Annotated in this window: 19 protein-coding genes; 14 read left to right on the forward strand and 5 right to left on the reverse strand. The window is 76.1% G+C overall.

Features of this window, described 5'->3' with window-relative positions:
* Positions 1 to 53 precede the first annotated feature (53 nt).
* Positions 54 to 2,669, reverse strand: a complete 2,616-nt coding sequence (lanKC, locus tag ACWCYY_RS15875; RefSeq protein ID WP_449796326.1) for a class III lanthionine synthetase LanKC — start codon at positions 2,667 to 2,669, stop codon at positions 54 to 56.
* Between the two features lie 741 nt (positions 2,670 to 3,410).
* On the opposite strand from lanKC, the gene ACWCYY_RS15880 reads away from it, so the two are divergent.
* Positions 3,411 to 4,157 (forward strand): ANTAR domain-containing protein, encoded by a 747-nt coding sequence (locus ACWCYY_RS15880; RefSeq protein WP_449796327.1) that lies wholly within the window; start codon positions 3,411 to 3,413, stop codon positions 4,155 to 4,157.
* 50 nt (positions 4,158 to 4,207) lie between these two features.
* Here the strand turns inward: ACWCYY_RS15880 and ACWCYY_RS15885 are convergent, their stop codons facing one another.
* Positions 4,208 to 4,894 carry an NUDIX domain-containing protein gene (locus ACWCYY_RS15885; RefSeq protein ID WP_449796328.1) on the reverse strand — a complete coding sequence of 229 codons (687 nt, stop codon included), beginning with the start codon at positions 4,892 to 4,894 and terminating at the stop codon, positions 4,208 to 4,210.
* A gap of 48 nt (positions 4,895 to 4,942) precedes the next feature.
* On the opposite strand from ACWCYY_RS15885, the gene ACWCYY_RS15890 reads away from it, so the two are divergent.
* Positions 4,943 to 5,701, forward strand: coding sequence for a DeoR/GlpR family DNA-binding transcription regulator (locus ACWCYY_RS15890; RefSeq protein ID WP_345284537.1), 759 nt, complete (start codon positions 4,943 to 4,945; stop codon positions 5,699 to 5,701).
* Between the two features lie 56 nt (positions 5,702 to 5,757).
* Entirely contained in the window at positions 5,758 to 6,771 is a 1,014-nt protein-coding gene (locus tag ACWCYY_RS15895; RefSeq protein ID WP_449796329.1) for an ADP-ribosylglycohydrolase family protein, read from the forward strand.
* Positions 6,772 to 6,831: 60 nt separating this feature from the next.
* Here the strand turns inward: ACWCYY_RS15895 and ACWCYY_RS15900 are convergent, their stop codons facing one another.
* Both ACWCYY_RS15900 and ACWCYY_RS15905 read right to left on the reverse strand, forming a co-directional pair.
* Complete coding sequence (locus ACWCYY_RS15900; RefSeq protein WP_449796330.1) at positions 6,832 to 7,938, reverse strand: hypothetical protein; 1,107 nt, start codon at positions 7,936 to 7,938, stop codon at positions 6,832 to 6,834.
* Between the two features lie 48 nt (positions 7,939 to 7,986).
* The gene (locus ACWCYY_RS15905; RefSeq protein WP_449796331.1) at positions 7,987 to 9,360 is read right to left on the reverse strand and encodes a tetratricopeptide repeat protein; all 1,374 of its coding nucleotides are present in this window, start codon (positions 9,358 to 9,360) and stop codon (positions 7,987 to 7,989) included.
* Between the two features lie 302 nt (positions 9,361 to 9,662).
* Here ACWCYY_RS15905 and ACWCYY_RS15910 point away from each other — a divergent pair, with 302 nt between their 5' ends.
* The 8 genes from ACWCYY_RS15910 (at position 9,663) to ACWCYY_RS15945 (ending at position 18,069) form a co-directional block, all read left to right on the forward strand.
* Entirely contained in the window at positions 9,663 to 10,874 is a 1,212-nt protein-coding gene (locus ACWCYY_RS15910; RefSeq protein WP_449796332.1) for an acyltransferase domain-containing protein, read from the forward strand.
* Complete coding sequence (locus ACWCYY_RS15915) at positions 10,871 to 12,730, forward strand: acyl-CoA dehydrogenase family protein (protein ID WP_449796333.1); 1,860 nt, start codon at positions 10,871 to 10,873, stop codon at positions 12,728 to 12,730. The genes ACWCYY_RS15910 and ACWCYY_RS15915 overlap by 4 nt, the downstream gene beginning before the upstream one ends.
* A 120-nt stretch (positions 12,731 to 12,850) precedes the next feature.
* Positions 12,851 to 13,933 carry a 3-oxoacyl-ACP synthase III family protein gene (locus tag ACWCYY_RS15920; RefSeq protein ID WP_449796334.1) on the forward strand — a complete coding sequence of 361 codons (1,083 nt, stop codon included), beginning with the start codon at positions 12,851 to 12,853 and terminating at the stop codon, positions 13,931 to 13,933.
* A gap of 27 nt (positions 13,934 to 13,960) precedes the next feature.
* Positions 13,961 to 14,806 carry an SDR family NAD(P)-dependent oxidoreductase gene (locus ACWCYY_RS15925; protein ID WP_345281379.1) on the forward strand — a complete coding sequence of 282 codons (846 nt, stop codon included), beginning with the start codon at positions 13,961 to 13,963 and terminating at the stop codon, positions 14,804 to 14,806.
* Positions 14,803 to 15,966, forward strand: coding sequence for a beta-ketoacyl-ACP synthase 3 (locus tag ACWCYY_RS15930; RefSeq protein ID WP_449796335.1), 1,164 nt, complete (start codon positions 14,803 to 14,805; stop codon positions 15,964 to 15,966). The genes ACWCYY_RS15925 and ACWCYY_RS15930 overlap by 4 nt, the downstream gene beginning before the upstream one ends.
* Positions 15,963 to 16,241 (forward strand): acyl carrier protein, encoded by a 279-nt coding sequence (locus ACWCYY_RS15935; protein WP_345281383.1) that lies wholly within the window; start codon positions 15,963 to 15,965, stop codon positions 16,239 to 16,241. The genes ACWCYY_RS15930 and ACWCYY_RS15935 overlap by 4 nt, the downstream gene beginning before the upstream one ends.
* Positions 16,242 to 16,450: 209 nt before the next feature.
* Positions 16,451 to 17,662, forward strand: a complete 1,212-nt coding sequence (locus tag ACWCYY_RS15940; RefSeq protein WP_449796463.1) for a beta-ketoacyl-[acyl-carrier-protein] synthase family protein — start codon at positions 16,451 to 16,453, stop codon at positions 17,660 to 17,662.
* A gap of 113 nt (positions 17,663 to 17,775) precedes the next feature.
* Positions 17,776 to 18,069, forward strand: a complete 294-nt coding sequence (locus ACWCYY_RS15945; RefSeq protein ID WP_449796336.1) for a DUF3040 domain-containing protein — start codon at positions 17,776 to 17,778, stop codon at positions 18,067 to 18,069.
* An 81-nt stretch (positions 18,070 to 18,150) separates the two neighbouring features.
* On the opposite strand, the gene ACWCYY_RS15950 is transcribed toward ACWCYY_RS15945, so the two are convergent.
* A complete protein-coding gene (locus tag ACWCYY_RS15950; RefSeq protein WP_449796337.1) occupies positions 18,151 to 18,669 on the reverse strand; it encodes a DUF4383 domain-containing protein in 519 nt (172 codons plus the stop codon).
* A gap of 231 nt (positions 18,670 to 18,900) precedes the next feature.
* Between ACWCYY_RS15950 and ACWCYY_RS15955 the strand changes: the two genes are divergently transcribed.
* From ACWCYY_RS15955 to ACWCYY_RS15965, 3 genes are all read left to right on the forward strand, one after another.
* Positions 18,901 to 19,272, forward strand: a complete 372-nt coding sequence (locus ACWCYY_RS15955; protein WP_449796338.1) for a hypothetical protein — start codon at positions 18,901 to 18,903, stop codon at positions 19,270 to 19,272.
* Between the two features lie 79 nt (positions 19,273 to 19,351).
* The gene (locus ACWCYY_RS15960) at positions 19,352 to 19,930 is read left to right on the forward strand and encodes a sigma-70 family RNA polymerase sigma factor (RefSeq protein WP_345281391.1); all 579 of its coding nucleotides are present in this window, start codon (positions 19,352 to 19,354) and stop codon (positions 19,928 to 19,930) included.
* Between the two features lie 100 nt (positions 19,931 to 20,030).
* Positions 20,031 to 21,035: a MerR family transcriptional regulator gene (locus ACWCYY_RS15965; protein WP_449796339.1), complete on the forward strand. Its 1,005-nt coding sequence runs from the start codon at positions 20,031 to 20,033 to the stop codon at positions 21,033 to 21,035.
* The last annotated feature ends 8 nt before the right edge of the window (positions 21,036 to 21,043 follow it).

The following is a 21,043-nucleotide window of genomic DNA, read 5'->3' on the forward strand; positions in this document are numbered from 1 at the left end:
CGTCGGAGCGAAGGGCGCGAGGAGCGCGAGGGCAGCAGGGGCCCTCGGGTGCCTCAGGGCCAGAAGGGCATCGGTGCGGTTCCGTCGTACACCGAGGCCAGGGCGGTGAGCACGCCCGCGGTCCCGGTCGCCAGGTCCATCGACAGGCGCAGCAGCTGCTCACCGGGGAAGGCCGGGTGTCCGCGGTGCGGCAGCACGTGCCAGGCCAGGCGGCGGACGTGACGGGCGATCAGCTCCTCGGTGCGGTCGTCCGTCCGGCCGTCGGTGGAACGTTCCTGCGCGAGCAGGGCGATCAGCCCGGCGCGGCCGTTGAAGAGGTTCGGCTGGACGATGAACTCCGGTTCCGCCGCCGCCCGGATCAGGCCGACCCGTTCGGCCAGTTGCTCGTCCGGGCGCAGCCCCAGCAGCGCCCGGGCCACCGCGGCGATGCCCGCGCTGCCGGCCTCCAGGTAGGGCAACACCCGGCTGCCGTCGTCGACCTGGAGCGTGCCGTCCTCGGCGAGGACGCACCGCTCCAGGTCCCGGTCGAGCGCGGCGCGGGCCAGGTCGAGCAGCTGCGGCCGGCCGGTCTCCTCGTGCAGCGCCAGGAGCAGCAGCGCGGTGCCGCTCGCCCCGTGCAGCAGCCCGGCGCGGGCGCCCTTCGGGGCGGGCCCGCCCAGCCGCAGGGCCAGGACGGCCTGGTCGGCGCTCCGGGCGGCGGCCGTGAACAGCTCGCGGTCGCCGGTCAGCCGGGCGAAGTGCAGCTGGGCCAGGCCGATGCCGGCCGCGCCGGAGGAGAGGTCGGCGCCGCGGCCCTCGGGGTCGTCCTTCTCCAGGCGGTGGAGCAGGTCGAGCGCGGCGTCCCGGTGGCCGAGCCGCTCCAGCGCCCAGGCGGTGCCGTGCGCGCCGACGAACAGGCCGGGCCGGCAGGGTTCCCGCCGCACCGCGTCGAGCAGCCAGGCCAGGTGCTCCGGGGCGGGTTCGGCCCCGACGGCGTGCAGCGCCCACAGGACCCCGGCCGCACCGTAGGACAGGCCGAGCCCGTCGTGGGTGAACTGGGCCGGGTCGCCCGGGAAGAGCCGGTCCTCCCGTTCGGGGGTGGCGCTCGCGGTGATCGCGGCCACCAGCTCCTCGCGCAGCCGGGGCCAGCTCGCCGTCTCACCGTCGAACAGCGCCTCCACAGCGGCGAGTTCGAGCTCCTGGGCCGGATCGGAGCAGGCAGGGAAGGAGAGGTAGCCGGCAGGCAGGTCGAACCGCGCCTCGGCCTCCCGGACCAGGGCGGTGCCCTTGGCCGGGTGCAGCACGCTGAGCGGCAGCAGCGGCAGGAAGGCCCAGAGCCGCAGCGCGGCCAGCGCGTGCTCGTCGATGGCGAAGCCGGTCAGGCCGGCCGGCGGGGCGAACCCGGCCGCGCCGAGCGCGGGGCGGACGAACGCCTCGGCGGGGGAGGCGAGTTCGAAGTCGACGAAGACCACCGAGCCGTCGTCGCGGACGATCAGGTTGCGCGGGTGCAGGTCGCCGAAGACGATGCCCCGGCCGTGGATGGCGCGCATCCCGCGCTCCACCTCGCCGAGCACCGCGAGCACCTCGTCCCGGTAGGCCGTGACGGTGGCCGCGTCGGCGCCGGGGTGCACCAGCGGGTAACGCTGCCCGAACCACTTGTGCAGGCCCTCGCCCTCGACGTACTCCTGCACCAGGAAGCGGTGCTCCCAGGCCGTCAGGTCGCCGAGCACGGCGGGCACCGAGTCGAGCCCGGCCAGCGTCTCCAGCACCCGTTGCTCGCGGGTGAGCCGGGTGACGGCGTCCTCGCCGCGCTGGTCCAGCCCCGCGTACGGGCGGCCCTCCTTGAGCACCACCGGGCCGCCGCCCGCCGCCGGCCGCGCCAGGTAGATGCCGCCGCCGTTGGAGAAGTGCAGCGCCCGCTCCACCGTGAACGGGAACTCGTCGTCGTGGCTGGCGCGGCCGGCCCCGGCGACGGTCTCGCGCAGGACCTCCGGCACCGGTGCCCAGTCGGGCAGGTCGAAGGCGGCCCTTCGCACGTCCGGCCGCAGCCGGCCGGAGGGTTCGCGCAGCGCGAGCACCAGCTCGCCCTCCTCGTTGCGGCAGAACTGCTCGGTGAACGCGCCGTAGCGCAGGTAGAGCGGCCCCCTGCGCCAGCGGAGGTCACTGAGCACGTACGGGCCGGGGGCACCGTCCAGCGCCTCGTCCAGCTCGGTCAGACATCGGCCCAACTGGCCGTCGTCCACCGGGTAGAGCGTCATGAACTTGCCGCTGGAGCCGCGGGCGGCGTACTTGGCGTTCTGGGTCTGCACCAGGACCGGGCTCCGGAGGAACTTGAAGGCCAGCCCGTTCGCGTGGCAGTACGGGCGCACCACGTCCAGGATGCGCTGGGCGTTCTCCGGGCGGGCGGAGACGTGCACCTTCCACCCCTGCTCGGGGATCGGCAGGTCCGCGGGCCGGTGGCCCACCCACACCTCGCGCAGGTTGCTCACCCAACCGGGCGGTGCGGGCTCGGCGGTCGCGGGGAACTCCTCGCGGGCGGCCCACTGGACCGGTGAGTCGTAGAAGACCGGATCGGCGTAGGAGTACGCCTCGTAGCGCATGTCCATCGGATCGCTCCAGGGCGCGTGGCTGACGGAGGACGGCACCGGACCGGGCGCGGGGGAGGGGCGCTGGGCCGGGAAGAACGGCACGGGGTCCGGGTGCCGGCGAGAGAGCGCGGGGCGAAGGTCCAGCGGGGCCGGGACGCGGGCCGAGGGAGTGCCTCGGGAATCCGGTCCGGGCCGGGGGTGAACCGCCCACCGAGAGTCTGGGGGGGCCGGTGCGCAACTCGCCAGTGGTCCTGACGGGGTTGGCCGGATTCGGCGGGCGCATGCCAGGAGCACGGGACGGACGGGAGTGCTCGGGAGCATCGTGTGCGACTGATCGTCGGATCCGCTGCTGGTGGGTCCGGCGGCGGTGGGTTCGTGGCATTTGCCGACGGCAACGGTGTCGTGGGGGAGCGTTCTCCCGGCCGGGCGGCCGCCCGTCGGGACCGGCCGGCGGGCGGGCGCACATCGCCGGTTCGGCGGAGCGCACGGCTCCGGACCGGAGCACCCGCCCGGCCGCCGGTGTCCGAGATCCGACCGGCGCACCGGCGGCGCGGGAGGCGTGCGTGCGAGCCCCGGCGCTGCCCGCCGTGGTGACGGGCCCCGCGAACGCACCCGGCCCACCCTGATCATCCGATGGGATGGTGAGCAGCCTGCTGGTAGGGATGGTGACCGGCCGTCAGGCCGCAGTGCGCCACGGACCCGGAGGTGGACGGATGGACCGGCCCGACCAGCAGGACAGGACCCGATGTCGGCGGCGGGAGCGACGGTGGCGGGCGGGCGGCCGGCCGGTTGCGGGGTGTCCGGCGACCGCGTGGTCGGTGACCGGGCGGCGGGAGGTGCGCCTTGGCGGGATGTGACGAGCGGGTGCTGCGCGCGCTGGTCGAGCTGGCCGACACCTTCGGTGAGGACTTCGACGTGGTCGGACACCTCGGCCGGCTCGCCGAGTGCGCCGCCGGCCTCCTCTCGATGGCCTCGGTCGCCTCCGTCGCCTCGGTGGCGGTGGTGCTGACCGGCACCGGCGGAAGCCTGCACTGCGCCGCCGCGACGGACGGACGGGCCCGGCTGCTCGGCGGAGTGGAGGCCGAGAGCGGCCAGGGGGCGGCGGTGGCCTGCCTGCGCAGCGGCCGCGAGGCCCGCTTCCTGGCCGGCCGGGACCCGGTGGACTGGCCGCTGTTCGCCGCCGCCGCCGGACGCTCCGGGGCCCGGGCAGCAGTCGGCCTGCCGCTGCGGCACCGCGAGCGGGTGCTCGGCGGGCTCGGCCTCTACGCCGACTCCGAGGCGGCGCTGGCCCCGGACCCGCTGCGGGTGCTGCGGGCCTTCGCCGAGGTGACCGCGATCGGCGTGCTGCGCGAGCAGACCGCCCGCCACCAGGCGCGTACCGCCGAGCAGTTGAGGACCGCCCTGGCCAACCGGGTGGTCATCGAACAGGCCAAGGGCTTCCTGGCCCACCGCCTCTCGACCACCCCGGACGCGGCCTTCGAACTCCTCCGCAGCTCCGCCCGCTCCCGCGGCCAGCGCCTCACCGACCTCGCCACCGCCGTCCTGCGCACCCCGCCGGACGCGCCGCTGCCGCTGCTCCCGCCGGCCTGAGGTGACGTCAGGCCCCTCGGTGTCAGGCCGTCGGTTTGATGACCCCGGCGTCAGGTCGGCCGGAACGGGCCGTGCAGGGCTGCCCACTGGAGCAGCATCACGGTCTTGCCGTCGGAGATCCGGCCGTCGAGGGTCATCGCGAGGGCTTCGGTGAAGGGGACTTCGAGGACCTCGATGTCCTCGCCGTCCTCCTCCAGGCCGCCGCCGGTGCCGGTGCGGTCGGCCGCGGTGTAGGGGGCGGCGAAGAAGTGCAGGCGTTCGGTGACCGAGCCCGGACTCATGTAGGAGTCGAACAGGTGGGTGAGCGGCCCGAGTTCGACGCCGAGCTCCTCGGCGCTCTCCCGGCGGACCGCGGTCTCCGGGTCGTCCGCGTCCAGCAGGCCCGCCGCCGCCTCGATCAGCATCCCGTCCGGGTGGCCGTTGACGTAGGCGGGGTAGCGGAACTGCCGGGTGAGCAGCACGAGGCCGCGCTCCGCGTCGTACGGCAGGACCACCGCGCCGTTGCCCCGGTCGTAGGTCTCGCGCTGCTGGCTCTCCCAACGCCCGTCCCGGCGCCGGTAGTCGAAGGTGGTGCGGCGCAGGACGTGCCAGCCGCAGGAGGTGAGCTCGACCTCGCGGACCCGGACGCCGGCGTTGCGGTCGAGGTCACGGCCGGCCAGGTGGAGACCGGTGCGGCCGCGGTGGTCGGGTGTGTCGGTGCCGGGCAGCGGAGGGCCGGGTGTCGGCTGTTCGGTCATGGCGGTTACGATACATGCAGAATCGTGCAAGAACAGGAAGGAACGAGGATGCTGGCTGCCGAACGGCGCGACCACCTGCTGGAACTGCTCGCCCGCACCGGCAAGGTGGTGGCCAAGGAGGTCGCCGTCGACCTGGGCATCTCGGAGGACAGCGTCCGCCGCGACCTGCGCGACCTCGCGGCCGAGGGGCTGTGCCAGCGGGTCTACGGCGGCGCGCTGCCGGTCTCCCCGGCCGTGGCCGACTACGGGGCGCGGCAGGCCGTCGCCCCCGACGGCAAGCGGAGGGTGGCGGCCGCGGCCGCCGCGCTGGTCCGGCCGGGCGGCTCGGTCATCCTGGACGGCGGCACCACCGCCCTCGCGGTGGCCCGGGCCCTCCCCAAGGACCTCGGCTGCACCGTCATCACCCACAGTCCGACCGTCGCCACCGCCCTGATCGACCATCAGGGTGCGGAGATCTACCTGCTCGGAGGCCGGGTCTTCAAGCACTCCGCCGTCACCTGCGGCGCCGCCGCGGTGGAGGCCGCCCAGAACGTCTCCGCCGAGCTCTGCCTGCTCGGCGTCACCGGCGTCCACCCCGAGGCCGGGCTGACCACCGCCGACGCCGACGAGGCCGCGATGAAGCGCGCCCTCGCCGGGCGGGCCGCCGACACCTACGTCCTGGCCTCCTCGGAGAAGCTCGGCACCGCCTCCCCGTACCGGGTCCTCCCCTGGGAGAAGGTCACCGCCGTGCTCACCGACGCCGCCCCCCTGCACCCGGTGGTCGCCGGGCTCACCGCCCTCGGCGTGGACGTCCGGTCCGCCCCCTGACGGCAGGTCACGGAAATCACTCCCGCTCCGGAGCGCCCACCGCGTACCGTCTGCGGATGACCATTTCCCCCTCCGACCGCGTGCACGGCTCCCTGCTCGGCGGCGCCCTCGGCGACGCGCTGGGCTGGCCGGTGGAGTTCCGCCGCCTGGACCGCATCCGCGACGACTACGGCCCCCTGGGCGTGACCGGCCTGCGGGCCGCCGACCGCCCGGGCGACCGGGCCGGGGACATCACCGACGACACCCAGATGACCCTGTTCACCGTCGAGGGCCTGCTGGCCGGCGGCACCCCGGCCGACCTGCACCGCTCCTACCGGCACTGGCTGCTGACCCAGCGTCGGGAGGGCCCGGGCCCGCAGCCCGCATCGCCCCTGCTGGCGCACGCCTTCCTCTACGCCCGCCGGGCCCCCGGCAACGCCTGCCTGAGCGGACTGGAGGAGCACCCGGAGTTCGTCCCGCCGGTCGCGACCGGGCAGGTCGGGCCGGTGAACGGGCACTCCAAGGGCTGCGGCACCGTGATGCGCTCCGCCCCCTTCGGCCTGCTCGGCCTCGGCCCCGACGCGTCCTTCGAACTGGCCGCCCAGTGCGCCCAACTGACCCACGGCCACCCCACCGGCCAACTGGCGGCCGGCGCCTTCGCCGCCCTGGTCGACCGGGTGGCGGCCGGTCTGCCGCTGCCCGAGGCGCTCGCCGCGGCCGTCGAGACGCTGGAGCGCCACCCGAACGCGGCGGAGACCGTCGAGGCCCTGGACCGGGCGGTGCGCATCGCCGCCGAGGGCCCGCCGTCGGCGGAGGCCGTCGAACGGGTCGGACTGGGCTGGATCGCCGAGGAGTGCCTGGCCATCGCGGTGTACTGCGCCCTGACCACCACCGACGCCCGCTCGGCCCTGCTGCTCGCCGTCAACCACTCCGGCGACAGCGACTCCACCGGGGCGGTCTGCGGCAACCTGGTCGGTGCCCTGTACGGCGCGGCGGCCCTCCCCACCGACTGGTTGGCGGTGGTCGAGGGCCGGGAGCTGATCACCGAGATGGCCGACGCCCTTCTGACGCGGGCTCGGCCCGGCGCCTGAGCGGGGGCGGGCGCGGCCCGGGCCGAGACGCACCTCGGCCCGGCGCCTGACCGAGGGGGCTCAGTCCTCGTCGGGAAAGCCGTCGTCGATGCGCTGCTGCTCCTGTGCGGCGAGGGTCCGGTAGTGCTCTTCGCGGGCCGCGTCACCGACGTGGGCGGCGGCCGCGACGGCGGCCCGGAGGGTGACCAGTGCGAGGGGCGGTATCTCGGCGGCCTGCCGGTCGGCCTCGGCGAAGACGGCGGGGGCGAGGGTGGCGTCGGCGCTGCCCGCGAGGAGGAAGAGCTCCTCGACGTACGTCCGGCCGAGGCCGTACTCCCACCACTCGGGGACGTCCGTCAGGGCCCGGCGGCACTCGGTCAGCGCCTCCCAGGCCGCCGGGTGCTGCCCGGCCCGGCGCTCCAGCCCGGCCAGGTCCTGCCAGCCGAAGGCCCGGTCGCGGGCGCCCTCGGCGAACGACAGGGACTCGCGCCGTACCCGAGCCGCCTCTGCGAAGTCACCCAACTCGGCCAGGTGGTAGCGGAGTTCGCGGAGGGTGTCCGCGTCCCGCTCCTGCCCGGTGGCCCAGGCGTCCAGCAACTCCCGGGCGCGCTCGGTCTCGCCGCTCATCCGGGCGCGCTCGACCAGGGTGATCGGGTCCTCCTCCGCCGGGTCGACCGGGAAGCGCCTGCGTATGAACGGGAACCAGTCGGTCACCTCCTGCTCGGAGACACACGGCTTCCCGTCCTCGCCGAGCAGCCGCTCCAGCAGGGCCTCCCGCTCCGGGTGTTCGCCCGCGCGGACGTGGGCGAGAGTGGCCTCCACGCCCGCCGCGCAGACCGCCTGGACGTCGTAGCCGCACCAGGTGTCGAAGTTGGCCCGCTTGATCTCCCACTGCTGCCAGACGTCCTCGACCACCCGGTACTCGGCGAGCAGCAGTCCGGCCAGCGTGGTCTCCTCGGTCAGTCCCTGGAACGGTGCCTCCCGTCGGCACTCCGCCTCCTGCCCGGCGAGCCAGCGGACCAACTCCAGGTCTCCCGGCCGCCGGTCGTACTGCAGGGCCCAGAGCACCTGCGCCCGCCGCGCCGCGTTGCGGTCGTACTCGTACCCGTCCGCGCCGACGGCCCGCTCGTGCCGCAGCTCCTGCCAGGCGGCGGCCGACTCCCGCATCCGCACCAGTTCGTTCGACATCGGGCCAGCATCGCACCGGCCCCGGACGACACCGACGGCGGGTCGCCGTCACGAGGGGAGCCGGAGGGCGGTGGCGCGCTGGAGGAGGTGGTCGGCGGGGTGGCGGCGGCGGTGGGGGAGCAGGCCGCGGTGCAGGCGGGCGGCGGCGGAGTGGGCGCGGCGGGAGGAGAGGTGGGGGTAGACGTCCAGGAACTGGTGCCAGGTGGAGCAGGCGGCGTCGAGGCGGCCGGCGGTGAGCTGACGCTCCGCCAGCTTGGCGAGGACCAGGGCGTGCGAGCGGGTCTCGGTGCGGGGGCGGCGCGCGGCGGAGGTCTCCAGGGACTTGATGGCTCCGCCGAGATCGCCCGACTCGGCCTGCACCAGGGCGTGGTGGTGGTCCCAGGCCGCGCGGTGGTAGTCGCCGACCGGAGGGGCCGGGCCCTCGATGCGGGGGAGCAGGTCGAAGGCCTCGTGGATGTGCCGGCGGGCGGCGGCGCGGTCGCCGGTGGCGGCCTCGGCGAGGGCGAGCTGGCCGAGGACGGAGGCCCGCACGCGGATCGCGGAGGCGGGGAGGCGGATGCCGGCGGCCGCCCGGGCCAGGTCGAGGCTCTCCCGCGGGTGGTGGAGTTCGTAGGCCTGGGCGGCCATCGCCCGGAGGGTCATGGCCTGGGCCGTCAGGTCGCCGCACTGGCGGGCCAGCTCCAGGCCGAAGCGGTAGAAGTGCAGGGCCAGGCCGTTGAGTTCGTCGTCGAAGTGCATGAACGCGCAGAGGTAGCTCAGCCGCGAGGCGGCCGCCAGCACCTCCGTGTGCCGCACGGGCGAGGACGCGGCGGCGAGCATGTCGGGGACGGCGGAGGAGAGGAAGGCGGCGAGTGCGGTGCGGGCGTGGCCGCCGCCGCGGATCAGGTCGGCGGAGGAGAAGACGGGCAGGAGGAGGGTGAGGACGTGGGGGTCCGGCGGCGGGTGGCCGTCGTCTGGGAACGGGCCAGGTGGAGCGGCGGGGCACGGGAGGGCGGGCGCCCGCTCCGCCGTCCGGGCTTCGGCGGACAGTCGGGCCCCGGCGGCCGGCTGGTAGGCGAGCACGCTGCCGCCCCGGTCGGGGCTGAGGGCGGCGGTGGCCAGGTGGGTGAGCAGGGAACGGGGGTTGGCGGGAGGTGCGCCGTTCGCGCCGCTGTCGGCGCGGCTTCCCTCGAAGCCGGCCTCGGCCGGGCTGACCGGGCGGCCGAGGCGTTCGGTGAGCGCGGCGCAGACCAAGTGGGCGACCGGGCCCCGGGGTTGGGTGCCGGTCAGCCACTGGTGGACCGAGGCGCGCTGGTAGGCGACGCCCCGTAGGCCGGACTCGGCGCCGATCCGGTTGACCGCGCGGGCCAACTGGGCACCGGTCCAGCGGGATTCGAGCAGGAGTTCTCGGAGACGGACGTTCGGGACGCGGTGGACTGCCACCCGCCTGCACCTCCTCGACGGGTCGTCGGAGCTGCCGCGGCCGTCGCCGGGAGGGCCGCGGTGTGCGCGGGCGCGCGGCAGCGGTCACCGCGGCACGAGGCCTGGGCGCCGCACGACTCCGCACGCCTACGAAGAGGTTAGGGCATCGGGTGGGCAAGGTGGGCAAAACGGGCGGGAATTGACGGGGCGGAACTCTTGACGCCCCAGTGACCGGGGAAGCCGCACGGGGCGCCCGGCAGGTCGCACCATCGAGGTGACCGGGTGTGCCGAGGTGCGCGCCCCGGATGGGAGGGAACTCCGCGATGAGCAAGGCACCACGGCCCGTGGCCGCCCGGGCGGCCACCGTCCACCTCTTCCCCGGCCAGGGCGACTTCGGCCTCGGGCCGCTGCTCCGGGCCCTGCCCGCGGCACCCTCCCTGCGGCGCGCCCTGGCCGAGGTGTTCGAGGAGGCGGACCGGGCCGTCGCCGAACTCGGTGTGGCGCCGCTCGGCCCCAGGCTCGCGGCGGCCACCCCGCCGAGCGCCCGGGAGCTGGCCTCGGAGATGCCCGGCACGCTCCAACTCGCCCAGTTCGGCGTCTGCCTGGCCGTGCACCGGGCCCTGGAGGAGGACGGGCTGATCGCCGGCCGGTTCGTCTCCGTCAGCTTCGGGGAGATCCCCGCGCTGACCGCCGTCGGCAGTTGCTCGGTGGCGGACGGTGCCCGACTCGCCTGTCGCCTCGGGCAGTTGCTCACCTCGCACGGCGGAGGCATGACCCTGCTCGCCTCCGGCCCCTTCGAGACCAGACGCCTGCTCGGCCAGGCCGGCCCGGACGCGGCCCGGACCGTACTGGCCTGCGTCAACCACGCCGGGGAGACGGTGGTCTCGGGCCCGCTCCCCGATCTGGAGGCGGCGGAGCGGCGTGCCGCCGCGATGGGCGTGCCCTACCAGCGGCTGCGGCTGCCGTTCATGAGCCACCATCCGGGCCTGGCCGAGGAGGCCGCCGCGTTCGAGTGGTACGCGCGGCAGCTGCGCTGGGAGCCGCCCCGCCGCCCGGTCTTCTCGGCGGTGGCCGGACGCCTCCACGACGCGCGCACCGACCTGCCCAAGGCGCTGGCCCACTGCCTGGTCAAGGCCTTCTCGCTGCCCACCGTGCTGCCCTCGGGCCTGAACGGCGCCGCGCTCGCGGTGGAGATGGGGACCGGGGGCGCACTGGCGAGCGCGGTGCGCGCGGTCACGCCGGGGGTACGGGCGCTCGCGCCGCTCGCGGAGGGACCCTGGCCCGCGCCCTCCAGCGCTCCTGACAGTGCGTCGGATGCCGCGTCGGGTGCTCCGTCGGGTGCCGCAGCGGGCCCGGCCTCAGGCCTCGCGGCGGGAACGGCGGCGGGCGTGGCGGCGGGCACGGAAGGGGATGCGGCGGCGGCCACGGCCCGCGGCTTCCCGGTGCCCCGGACGCACGCCGCGCGCCCGGCCCGCGCTGCTCACGTCGCCCGCCCCCACCGCCCTCCGTCCAGCTCCGTCGGGAGGAAGCCATGACCACCACGGCCCCCAGCGGGCTCCACGCCCGCCTCGCACCCCTGCTCCCGCCCGAGCAGGCGGCCCCGCTGGCCCGTCTCCTGGACGGCACCCTGCTGCGCCGCCCGCCCTCCGCCGTCACCGACACCGGCGCCCACCGCCGCCTGGCCCGGCTCGCGGCCCACCTCCCGCCCGCGCCCGAGGTCCTGGCCGACCCCGAACTCCTCGTCACTGTCAGCGAGTTGACGGCTCTCGCCGACCCCGCGCTCTACCAGACCTTCCTCTCCCACTACATCCTCTGCGTCGGCTCGCTCGCCGCGTTGGGCGGAGCGGAGGCCGACCTCGGCGGTGAGCTGGCCCACGCGCGGACCAAGGGCTCGTTCATGGTCACCGAGATCGGTGAGGCCTCCAGCCACCTGCGCATCCGCACCGAGGCCCGCTACGACGCCGGGCGCCGGGTCTTCCTGCTGGACACCCCGGACGAGGCCGCAGCCAAGTTCTCCTCCGTGGCGGCCCCCGGCCTGCCCCAGCAGGCGGTGGTCTGCGCCCGGATCGTCACCGGCCGAGGCCAGGACGGCGGGGTGTTCTCCTTCCTGACGGACATCACGGGGGCCGACGGGCGGCCCGCGCCGGGGGTGAGCATCTCCGGCCCGGTCACGCTGGACGCGCTGCCGCTGCCGTACGGCTTCGTCCGCTTCGACGGCGCCGAGGTGCCCCGTGACCGCTGGCTGGCCGACGGTGCGACGATCGACGGGCGCGGCGTGGTCGACGACCCGATCGGCGGCCAGGACGCCCGCCTGCAACGGACCCTGAGCTGTGGTCAGGCCCTCTGGGCCACCCTGCCCTCCGCGATGGCGGCCCTCGCCGCCCGCTCCGCCGCGACGGCCTGGCGGTTCAGCTCCGCCCGGCGCAGCCACGGCCGGCTGGCCCCGGGCCGCCCGGTGCTGGAGTACCGCACGCAGCAGCACGCCGTGATCGGAGCGCTCGCCACCGCCCACACCCTGCGCGGCTCGGCCCGGGCCGCGTTGGCGGAGTGGGCGGCCCTGCGGGACTCGACGCCGACCGCCCCCGGGCCGGGTGCCGTGATGACCTTCTCTCCCTGGGCCGCCGTCGACCGGGCCCTCGCCCTGCGCAAGGTGCACGCCACCCGGGCGGTCGCCGAGACCGTCGACGAGCTCCGGCACCGCTGCGGCCTCTCGGGGTTCTTCGGCGAGAACCGGCTCTCCGAGTACCTCGGACTGGCCCGGGCCTTCGAGAACGCCGGCGGGGACAACACCCTGACCCTGATGGACGCCGGACGCGCCCTCGCCGAGGGGACCGCGCTCCCCACGGAGTTGGGGGAGGACCTGCCCGCGCCGACCGGGCCCGGCTGGTGGCCCGCCGTGCTCGCCGCCCTGCAGGACCGCCTCGCCGCCGAACTCGCCCGGTCCCTGGCCGAGCGACGCGGCGCCTCCCACGAGGGGCTCGACCTCTGGAACCCCCTGCTGGCCGACGTCCTGCTGCTGGGCGAGGTCCACGCCGCCCGCCTCGCGGCCGACGCCGCGTCAGCCGGCGAGGGCGGCGGCGACGTTCCGGGTGCCGCTGAGCTCGCCACCCTCGACGGACTGCGCCGGGCCCACCGCCTGGCCGGTCCGCTGCTGGCCCACGGCGTCCTCGCCCCCGCCACCGTCCGCGCCCTCCCGGCCGCCATGGACACGGTCTGCGACCGGCTTCTGCCGCAGCTCCCCGAGGTCGTCGCGGCCCTCGACCCGGCACCCGGCGGCGCCGCCCTCGACGCCCCGGAGTACGCCGCCGCGGTGATCGAGCGTCATGCCCCCGCCCCCGTCAGCCGTCTCACCGCCCGGATCGGCAGGACCCGCGAGCCGCGTACCCCGTGAGTCGCGTACCCCGTGCGCCGCGCATCCCGTGAGCGGCGCATCCCATGAGCCTTCGCGTCCAGGGAGGTCGCCGTCCCCGCGCGGCGGCCCGGCCCCGCGCACCAGCACCGGAAGGACACCGTGAACCACGCCCCGCACATCGGCATCCTCGGCATGGGCACCCACCTGCCGTCCGCCGTCCGCACCAACCACGACGTCGCCCGCGAGGCCGGAGTCCCGGCCGACTGGATCACCGAACGGACCGGCGTGCTCGAACGCCGCTCCGCCCGCCCCGACCAGGCCGCCTCCGACCTGGCGGCCGCGGCCGTCGAGGCCGCCTGCCGGGCCGCCGGCCTCGACCCCGGGCAGCTGGACCTGTTGCTCCTGGCCACCTCCACTCCCGACGAGCTCGGACCGGCCACCGCCTGCCGGGTCCAGGCCCTGACCGGTGCGGTCAACGCGGTGGCACTGGACGTCAGCGCGGCCTGCTCCGGCTGGCTGTTCGCCGCGAAGGTCGCCCACGCCTGGCTCGCCACCACCCCCGGTGCCCGGTACGCGGCGGTGGTCGGCGTCGAGGCGTACTCCAAGTTCGTGGACCCCGCCCACCGGGGCACCGCCGTGCTGTTCGCCGACGGTGCGGCCGCCGGCATCCTCGGCCCGGTGCCGCACGGCGGCTTCCGGGGCTTCCGGCTCGGCTCGGACGGCCGGGGCGCCCACCACGTGCTGATCCCCGGCGGCGGCAGCCGCATCCCGGCCAGCGCGCGGAGCCTCGCCGAGGGCCGCCACCACATCCACATGGACGGCCGGGCGGTCGGCGGATTCATCGCGGAGATCTTCCCGTTGATCGTCGAACGGGCCCTGGCCGAGCACGACGTGGACCTCAAGGACATCGACGCCGTCATCACCCACCAGCCCAACCCGCTGCTGCTGCGCACCGTCGCCGACCGGATCGGCATCCCCGCCGACCGGCTGCACATCACCGGCGACCTGACCGGAAACATCGGCGCGGCCTCCGCTCCCTACGCCCTCGCCGACGCGGCCGCCCTCGGCCGGCTGGCGGACGGCGCCCGGGTGCTGCTCTGCGTCTTCGGCGCCGGCCTCACCTGGGGCACCGCCCACCTCACCTGGACCGGCGCACCCAGCCACCACACCCACACGGCCACCCGCACCGAAGCCCGCACCACGCAGCGAACTCCTCTTCCGCGCAGCACCGTTCAGGTCTGACCGGACCTCAACCCCGGAGGTGTCCCCGTGACCATCCTCGACCGCTTCCGCCTCGACGGCCGCCGCGCCCTGGTGACCGGCGCCTCCCGCGGCATCGGCCGCGCCGTCGCCGTGGCCTTCGCCCAGGCCGGTGCGCAGCTCGCGCTCTCCGCCCGTACCGAGGCCGCCCTCAAGGAGACCGCCGACCTGGTCGCCGCGTACGGCCGCACGCCCGTGCTGGTGCCCGGCGACCTCGCCGACACCGCGCAGGCGGCGTTGGTCGACCAGGCCGCCGAGGCGCTGGGCGGGCTGGACGTGCTGGTCCACAACGCCGGGACGCTGCCCGTCCAGCCGGACGGCAGCCCCGTCATGGCCCCGCTCCAGTACCTGCCGCAGCCCGCCTGGGACCAGGTGGTCGCGGTCAACCTGAACGCCACCGCCGCGATCTGCCGCCACGCCCACCCCCACCTGGCCCGTTCGGACGGGGCCAGTCTGGTGCTGATGTCCTCCGTGGCCGGGGTGGTCGGCACCCCGCTGATGGAGGCCTACGCGGCCACCAAGGCCGCCCAGGTGTCGCTCGCCCGCAGCCTCGCGGTCGGCTGGGCCCGCAGCGGCATCCGGGTGAACGCGCTCTGCCCCGGCTGGGTGCGCACCGACATGACCGCGGCCGTGCAGGCCGATCCGGCGCTCTCCGCCTGGCTGTTGGCGCACGTTCCGGCCGGGCGCTGGGCCGACCCGGAGGAGGTGGCCGGCGCCGCGCTCTTCCTCGCCTCACCCGCCGCCTCCTTCCTGAGCGGCCAGGCGGTGGTGCTGGACGGCGGCCTCTCCGTCCCCGACGGCGGCCTGGCCGGCTTCCCCAAGCCGCCCTCCCCGTTCGTCCCCGCTGCCGTATGACCGCCTCCCCGTACGACCGCCGCACCGCGGTGATCGCCGCGGTCGGCACCGCACTGCCACCCCGGGTGGTGACCAACGGTCAGGTCATCGCCCGGGGCGGGTTGGACAGCACCGACGCGTGGATCACCAGCCGGACGGGCATCCACCGCCGGCGACTGGCCGGACCGGGCACCAGCACCGGCGACCTCGCCACGGCCGCCGCCCGTGCCGCCCTCGACGCGGCGGCGGACCGCGCTCCCGTCGGCACGGCCTCGGGCCGCGCCACCCTCGGAGCGGGCCCCGTCCCGAGCACCGCCCCCGGCCCCGACCTGCTGCTGCTCGCCACCACCACCCCCGACCGCCCCTGCCCCGCCACCGCGCCCGAGGTCGCCCACCGGCTCGGCCTCGGCCCCGTTCCCGCCTTCGACCTCGCCGCCGTCTGCTCCGGCTTCCTCTACGCCCTCACCGTCGCCAACGCCCTCGTCAGCAGTGGTGGTTGCCGTACCCCTCTGGTGGTGGCGGCCGAGAAGTACTCGGCGATCGTCGACCCCTTCGACCGCGACACCGCACCCCTCTTCGGCGACGGCGCCGCCGCCGTCCTGCTCCGCCCCGGGACCCCGGACGAGCCCGGCGCCGTGCTGGCGAGCGACTGGGGCAGTGACGGCGGCGGGAGCGGCCTGATCACGGTCGAGGCCGGCGGCACCCGGTTGCCCGCCGCCGACCGACTCCCGCGCGAGCAGCGGCACTTCCGGATGAGCGGCCGTCAGGTCTACGCCCACGCCGTCCGCCGGATGGCCTCCTCGTCCGCGGCCGCACTGACCGCCACGGGGTGGCGGGCCTCCGACGTCCGGGCGTTCATCGGCCACCAGGCCAACCAGCGGATCCTGGACGCCGTCGCCGACCGGGTCGGCATCGCCCCGCCGCACCGCTTCGGCAACATCGGCGAACTCGGCAACACCGCCGGTGCCTCCATCCCGCTGGCCCTCGCCGACGCCCTCGCCCGAGGTCGCTGCGCGCCCGGCGCACCGACCCTGCTCACCGCCTTCGGCGGCGGCCTGACCTGGGCCTCCGTCACCCTGCGCTGGCCGGACGCCCCGGTCCGCGCCGTCGAACCGCCCGACCCTGCCCCGTCCGATCGCCTCGCACCGCCCCGCGCTCCCCAGGAGGTCAGTACACCGTGAACACCGCCGCCAACCCCGTCCGCGCCCACCTGGTCACCCTGCTCACCGAGAAGTTCGACGCGCCCGCCGACGCCGTCGCCGACGCCGCCGCCCTCCAGGACCTCGACCTCGACTCGCTGGCCCGGGTCGAGCTGGTCGTCAGCCTGCAGGAGCACTGGGGCGTCACCCTGGACGACGACGCCGACTCCGCCGCCGACGTCACCGTGGCCGACCTGGTCGGCCGGGTCAGCGCCCTGCTCGCCCAGTCCACCCGCCTGGCCGGGCCCTCGGCGTGAGCACGCTCCGGAAGGGCCCGAGCCCGGCTCCGCGGGTGGCTTCCGCTCCGACTCAGCCCCCGGGCCGGGCCTCGTCCCCGGCCCCGGCCTCGTCCCCGTTCCGGACCCCATCCCCGACCGCGAGCGTGCCTGCGGCTCACGGTCGGGTCCCGGGTTCGGCTCCGGTTTCCGCCACGGTCCGGGCTCCGGGTGCGCGAGTCCGGGCACCACTGGCCGTCACCGGGATCGGGCTGGTCACGCCGTCCGGGGTCGGGGCCGAGCAGACCTGGCGGGGCGTCCTCGAAGGCCGTCCCGCCGCCGCCCCCGACCCGCTGCTGGCGGGGCTGCCCGTCGGTCTCTCCTGTCGGGTGGCCGGCGACTACCTGGCCCTGACGGGCCGTCGGCAGCCCTGGCGGCTGGACCGGGCCACCCACTTCGCCCTGGCCGCCGCCCGGCAGGCCGTCACCGACGCCGGCCTGGACCCGGCCGACTGGGACGGCGCCCGCGTCGCGATCGTCCTCGGCTCCGCCGCCGGGGGCATCGGCAGCTACGAGCAGGCGGCCGACCGCCTGCGCACCCAGGGCCCGGGCGCGGTCTCGCCCCTCACCCTCCCCGCCTTCCTCCCCAACATGGCCGCCGGCGAACTGGCCATCGACCTCGCCGTCACCGGCCCCGTCCTGCACACCGCCACCGCCTGCGCCTCGGGCGCCACCGCCGTCCAGACGGCCGCCCTGCTGCTGCGTTCCGACGCCTGCGACATCGCCGTCGCGGGCGGCGCCGACGCCATGGTCACCCCGGTCTGCGTGAGCGGTTTCGCCCGGATGCGGGCGCTCTCCCGCAACCCCGAACCCACCTCTGCCGCACGGCCGTTCGACGCCGACCGGGACGGATTCGTGATCGGCGAGGGCGCCGGCTTCCTGGTGCTGGAACGTCAGACCGACGCCGCCGCGCGGGGAGTCCGACCGAAGGCCCTGCTGGTCGGCGCCGGGAGCGCCGCCGACGCCCACCACGCCACGGCCCCGCACCCCGAGGCGCGCGGCCTCGCCTCGGCCGTCCGGCTGGCCCTGGCGGAGGCCGGGGCCACCCCGGAGGACGTCGACCACCTCAATGCCCACGGCACCGGCACCCCGCTCAACGACGCCACCGAGGCCCGGATGATCGCCGCCCTGTTCGCCCGCCGCCCACCTTCCGTCACCTCCGCCAAGGGCACCATCGGCCACACCATGGGCGCCGCCGGCGCCATCGAGGCGGCCCTCACCGTCCTCACCGTCGCCCACCAACTCGTGCCCCCCACCGCAGGGTTCACCACCCCCGACCCCGACACCGCGCCGATCGACCTGGTCCACACCGCGCCCCGTCCCCAGTCCGTCCGCCTCGCCCTCTCCACCTCGGCCGGCTTCGGCGGCCACAACACCGCCCTGGCCTTCGCCCCGACACCGTGACGATCCGTTGCGCGAACGCTGCGACTGCTCCGCCGGGCGCTTCCGCAGGACGGTGAAGGGGGACACTCCCGAAGGCCGTACTACATCCGATCCGTCCAAGGAGCAGATGGGCCATGGCAGTTCACCTCACCGCAGCGGAACTCCGCCTCCTCCACGGCATCGAGGAGTCCCTGCGCCTCACCGACCCCTCCCTCGACCGCCTCCTGCGCCGCCGGCCGGGCCTGCTGCGGCGCCTCGCCCGCCGGCCGCTCCCGCTCGTCCTCACCGTCCTGCTGCTCTCCCTGCTCGCCGAGGCCTGCACGGTCCTCGCCGTCCTGCGGACCCCGTGGGCGGCCGTGCCCGCCGTGTGCGCGGGCGTCGCGGTGCTGGCCGCCTTCCGCCGCCTGGCGGGCCTGCGGCTGCGTTGACCACGGCCCCGGCCCGCTGCACGGTCGATGCCCCGCCGGTCGTCCCGACGGGGCATCAACCACTGCTGTCCGCAGTGGAGTTCAGGATCGGAGCACGGTCGCGGTCGAGGTGGTCGCGGTCGCGGTCGTGGTCGCGGTCGCGGTCGGGTGGCGGTGGCGCCAGTACGGGTTGTTCCGGGGCAGGCCCGCGCTGACCCGGCCGTACATGCCGAAGGTCGCGATGAGCAGGCCCATCACGAAGCTGAAGATCACGTTGGGCATCCGGAACGCCAGCAGGTTGGCGGAGCGCTCCAGCAGCGCGAGGTTCACGAAGCCGCTGACGACGAACAGCGTGCCGACCACGATGTTGACGGTGGAGGCGGTGTTGCCGCCGATGACCGCACCGGTGATCAGCACGGCGGCGACCACCAGGGAGACGACGCTGAGCAGCCCGTTGGAGGACAGCCCCGCGACGTCCTCGCCGTCCGTGCTGAAGAACGACAGGCCGTCGGCCAGCCCGAGGCAGCCGAACACCAACAGCACCGCGCCGCACAGTCCGGCGCCGATCCGGTAGACCTGGTTGAGTCGGTGGTCGACCGGCAGTTCGTCCTGGAGTTTCATGGCCCGATCCCTCCTCACGGGGCCCGGAGACGTTCCGGCCCTCCACCGGAGACGGTCCTCCGGGGGGCGGCGGAGAGGCACTCGCAGCGCTCGCGCAGCGTTTGCGGAGTTGGCGGCCGCAGCCCGCCCCGTGTCGGACCATCCGTTCGGGGCACCGGTCCCGAAGGATGGGTACGCCACCCGCGCGCGCCAGTGCCGCGGGCCGCCCCACCGACCACGGAGGTCACCGCGATGGACCGTCGACTGCTCAGGGTGGTCGGAGCCGCGACCGCGGCCTACGGCGTGGCGGTGGCCGCGCGGCCGCTGCTCCTGGCCGCCCCGTCGGGCCTGGCCCCCGGCGGCACGGTGCCCCGGGACGTGGCCACCTGTCTGCGGCCGCTGGCCCTGCGCGACGCGGCCTGCGGCCTGGCCATGGCCCTCGCACCGGACGACCGCAGCCTGCGGACCGCGACCGCCCTGCGGATCGCCTCCGACCTCTCCGACGCCCTCACCCTCACCACCGCCCTCCCGGAACGCCGCCACCGGACCATGGCCCTCACGGTCTCGGTCGGCTGGGCCGCGCTCTCCGTCCTCGGTCTGGCCCGCACCCCGCGCGGCGCCTGAGCGCGCGCCCACCGGATACGAAACGCTGCACCAACGCTGCGCTTGGCCCCGTCGCATCGATTCGGCGCACTGTGGCGGTGTGACCGGAACAGTGATCGCCGAGCGGCAGCCGTCCTCCCTCCCCGAGGGCCAGACGGCCCTCGTCGCGGCGGTGGCACGAGGCGACGAGACCGCCTTCGCCGCGCTCTACCGCTCCCTCGCCGGACCGGTGTACGGACTCGCGCTGCGACTGCTGCGCAGTGCCGCCCACGCGGAGGAGGTCACCCAGGAAGTGTTGCTGGAGGTCTGGCGGACCGCCCCCGCCTACCGCCCCGAACGCGGGACGGTGCTGACCTGGGCCCTGACCATCGCCCACCACCGGGCGGTGGACCGGGTCCGCTCCGTCCGGGCCTCCTCCGACCGCGAGCTCCGCTTCAGCCGCCAGGACCAGCCGCTGCACGGCCCCGAGACCGACCAGGTCGAGCACCTGCTGGACGCGGACCGCGTCCGGTCCGCACTGGCCGAACTGACCGCCCCGCAGCGCGAATCGCTGGTCCTCGCCTACTACGGCGGCTATTCGCAGCGCGAGATCGCCGCCCTGCTAGGGGTGCCGCTGGGCACCGTGAAGACCCGCATGCGGGACGGCTTGCGCCGGCTCCGGCCGATCGTCGGCCCCTGACGGGCCTCGCCGACGCCCGCGCGGCCTTCGACCGTCGTCGGCCGCGTCGGCCTGCGAGCCGTCCTCCTCCCCTCCTCCGGACGTGGAATGGTGGCGTGTCATGAGGGATCGTCAGGCCGGTGCGCCGGAGCATGCGACAGCCGGGCCGCCGGACGGCGCCGAGGCAGGTCTGCCCACCGGCGCGGTGGCGCGGCAGCTCGGGGTCTCCCCGACCACCGTCCGTTCCTGGGAACGCCGTTACGGACTCGGCCCGGCCGAACGCGCCGCCGGCCACCACCGCCGCTGGAGCCCGGCGGACATCGAGACCCTGGCGGCGATGTGCGCCCTCACCGCCCGGGGCGTCCCGCCCGCCGAGGCGGCCCGGACGGTCCTGGCCGAGCGCACCACCCCGACGGGCCCCGGCACGCCGATGAGCCCCGTCCGCAGCGACCCGCCTCCGCCGGTCGACGACCGCGCCCCGCGCGTGGGCGCGGTCCGGCCGGAGTGCCGAGGGCTGGTCCGGGCCGCCGTACGGCTCGACTCGGCCGAGGTCGCGGCCCTCCTGCGCGAGACCGTGGACGACCTGGGGGTGGTGGAGGCCTGGGGCGAGGTGATGATGCCCGCCCTCCGGGCGGCCGGCCGCAAGTGGGCCCGTTCGGGTGAACAGTACGTGGAGGTGGAGCACCTGCTCTCCTGGCACGTCTCCACCGTCCTGCGCGCCGAGGCCGTCCGCCCCGGCGCCTCCCGCCCCGTCCCGCCCGTCCTGCTCGCCGCCATGCCCGACGAACAGCACACCCTCCCCCTGGAGGCGGTCGCCGCAGGCCTGACGGCCCGTCGGATCCCGTTCCGCATCCTCGGCGCCGCCGTCCCGCCCCGCGCCCTGCTGGACGCCCTCGAACGGACCGGCCCGGGCGCCGTCATGCTCTGGTCCCAGCACCCGACCACCGCCGACGCCCACCTCGTCCGCCGCGTCCTCACCACCACCTGGGGCCCCCGCGGCGCCCGCACCCACGCCCGCGTCCTCGCCGCCGGCCCCGGCTGGCACCGCGGCGACCACCCCGAAGGCACCACGAGCCCCCGCTCCCTCCCCGCCGCCCTCGACCTCCTCGAACGCTCCGTCAGCTGACCCGCCTC

The sequence above is a fragment of the Kitasatospora sp. NPDC001664 genome (assembly GCF_053596675.1).

Coding starts and splice junctions, on each gene's coding strand:
- ACWCYY_RS15885 (WP_449796328.1), bottom strand. CDS start 4,894: ATGACCGAACAGCCGACACCCGGCCCTCCGCTGCCCGGCACCGACACA.
- ACWCYY_RS15890 (WP_345284537.1), top strand. CDS start 4,943: ATGCTGGCTGCCGAACGGCGCGACCACCTGCTGGAACTGCTCGCCCGC.
- ACWCYY_RS15895 (WP_449796329.1), top strand. CDS start 5,758: ATGACCATTTCCCCCTCCGACCGCGTGCACGGCTCCCTGCTCGGCGGC.
- ACWCYY_RS15900 (WP_449796330.1), bottom strand. CDS start 7,938: ATGTCGAACGAACTGGTGCGGATGCGGGAGTCGGCCGCCGCCTGGCAG.
- ACWCYY_RS15910 (WP_449796332.1), top strand. CDS start 9,663: ATGAGCAAGGCACCACGGCCCGTGGCCGCCCGGGCGGCCACCGTCCAC.
- ACWCYY_RS15915 (WP_449796333.1), top strand. CDS start 10,871: ATGACCACCACGGCCCCCAGCGGGCTCCACGCCCGCCTCGCACCCCTG.
- ACWCYY_RS15930 (WP_449796335.1), top strand. CDS start 14,803: ATGACCGCCTCCCCGTACGACCGCCGCACCGCGGTGATCGCCGCGGTC.
- ACWCYY_RS15945 (WP_449796336.1), top strand. CDS start 17,776: ATGGCAGTTCACCTCACCGCAGCGGAACTCCGCCTCCTCCACGGCATC.
- ACWCYY_RS15950 (WP_449796337.1), bottom strand. CDS start 18,669: ATGAAACTCCAGGACGAACTGCCGGTCGACCACCGACTCAACCAGGTC.
- ACWCYY_RS15955 (WP_449796338.1), top strand. CDS start 18,901: ATGGACCGTCGACTGCTCAGGGTGGTCGGAGCCGCGACCGCGGCCTAC.
- ACWCYY_RS15965 (WP_449796339.1), top strand. CDS start 20,031: ATGAGGGATCGTCAGGCCGGTGCGCCGGAGCATGCGACAGCCGGGCCG.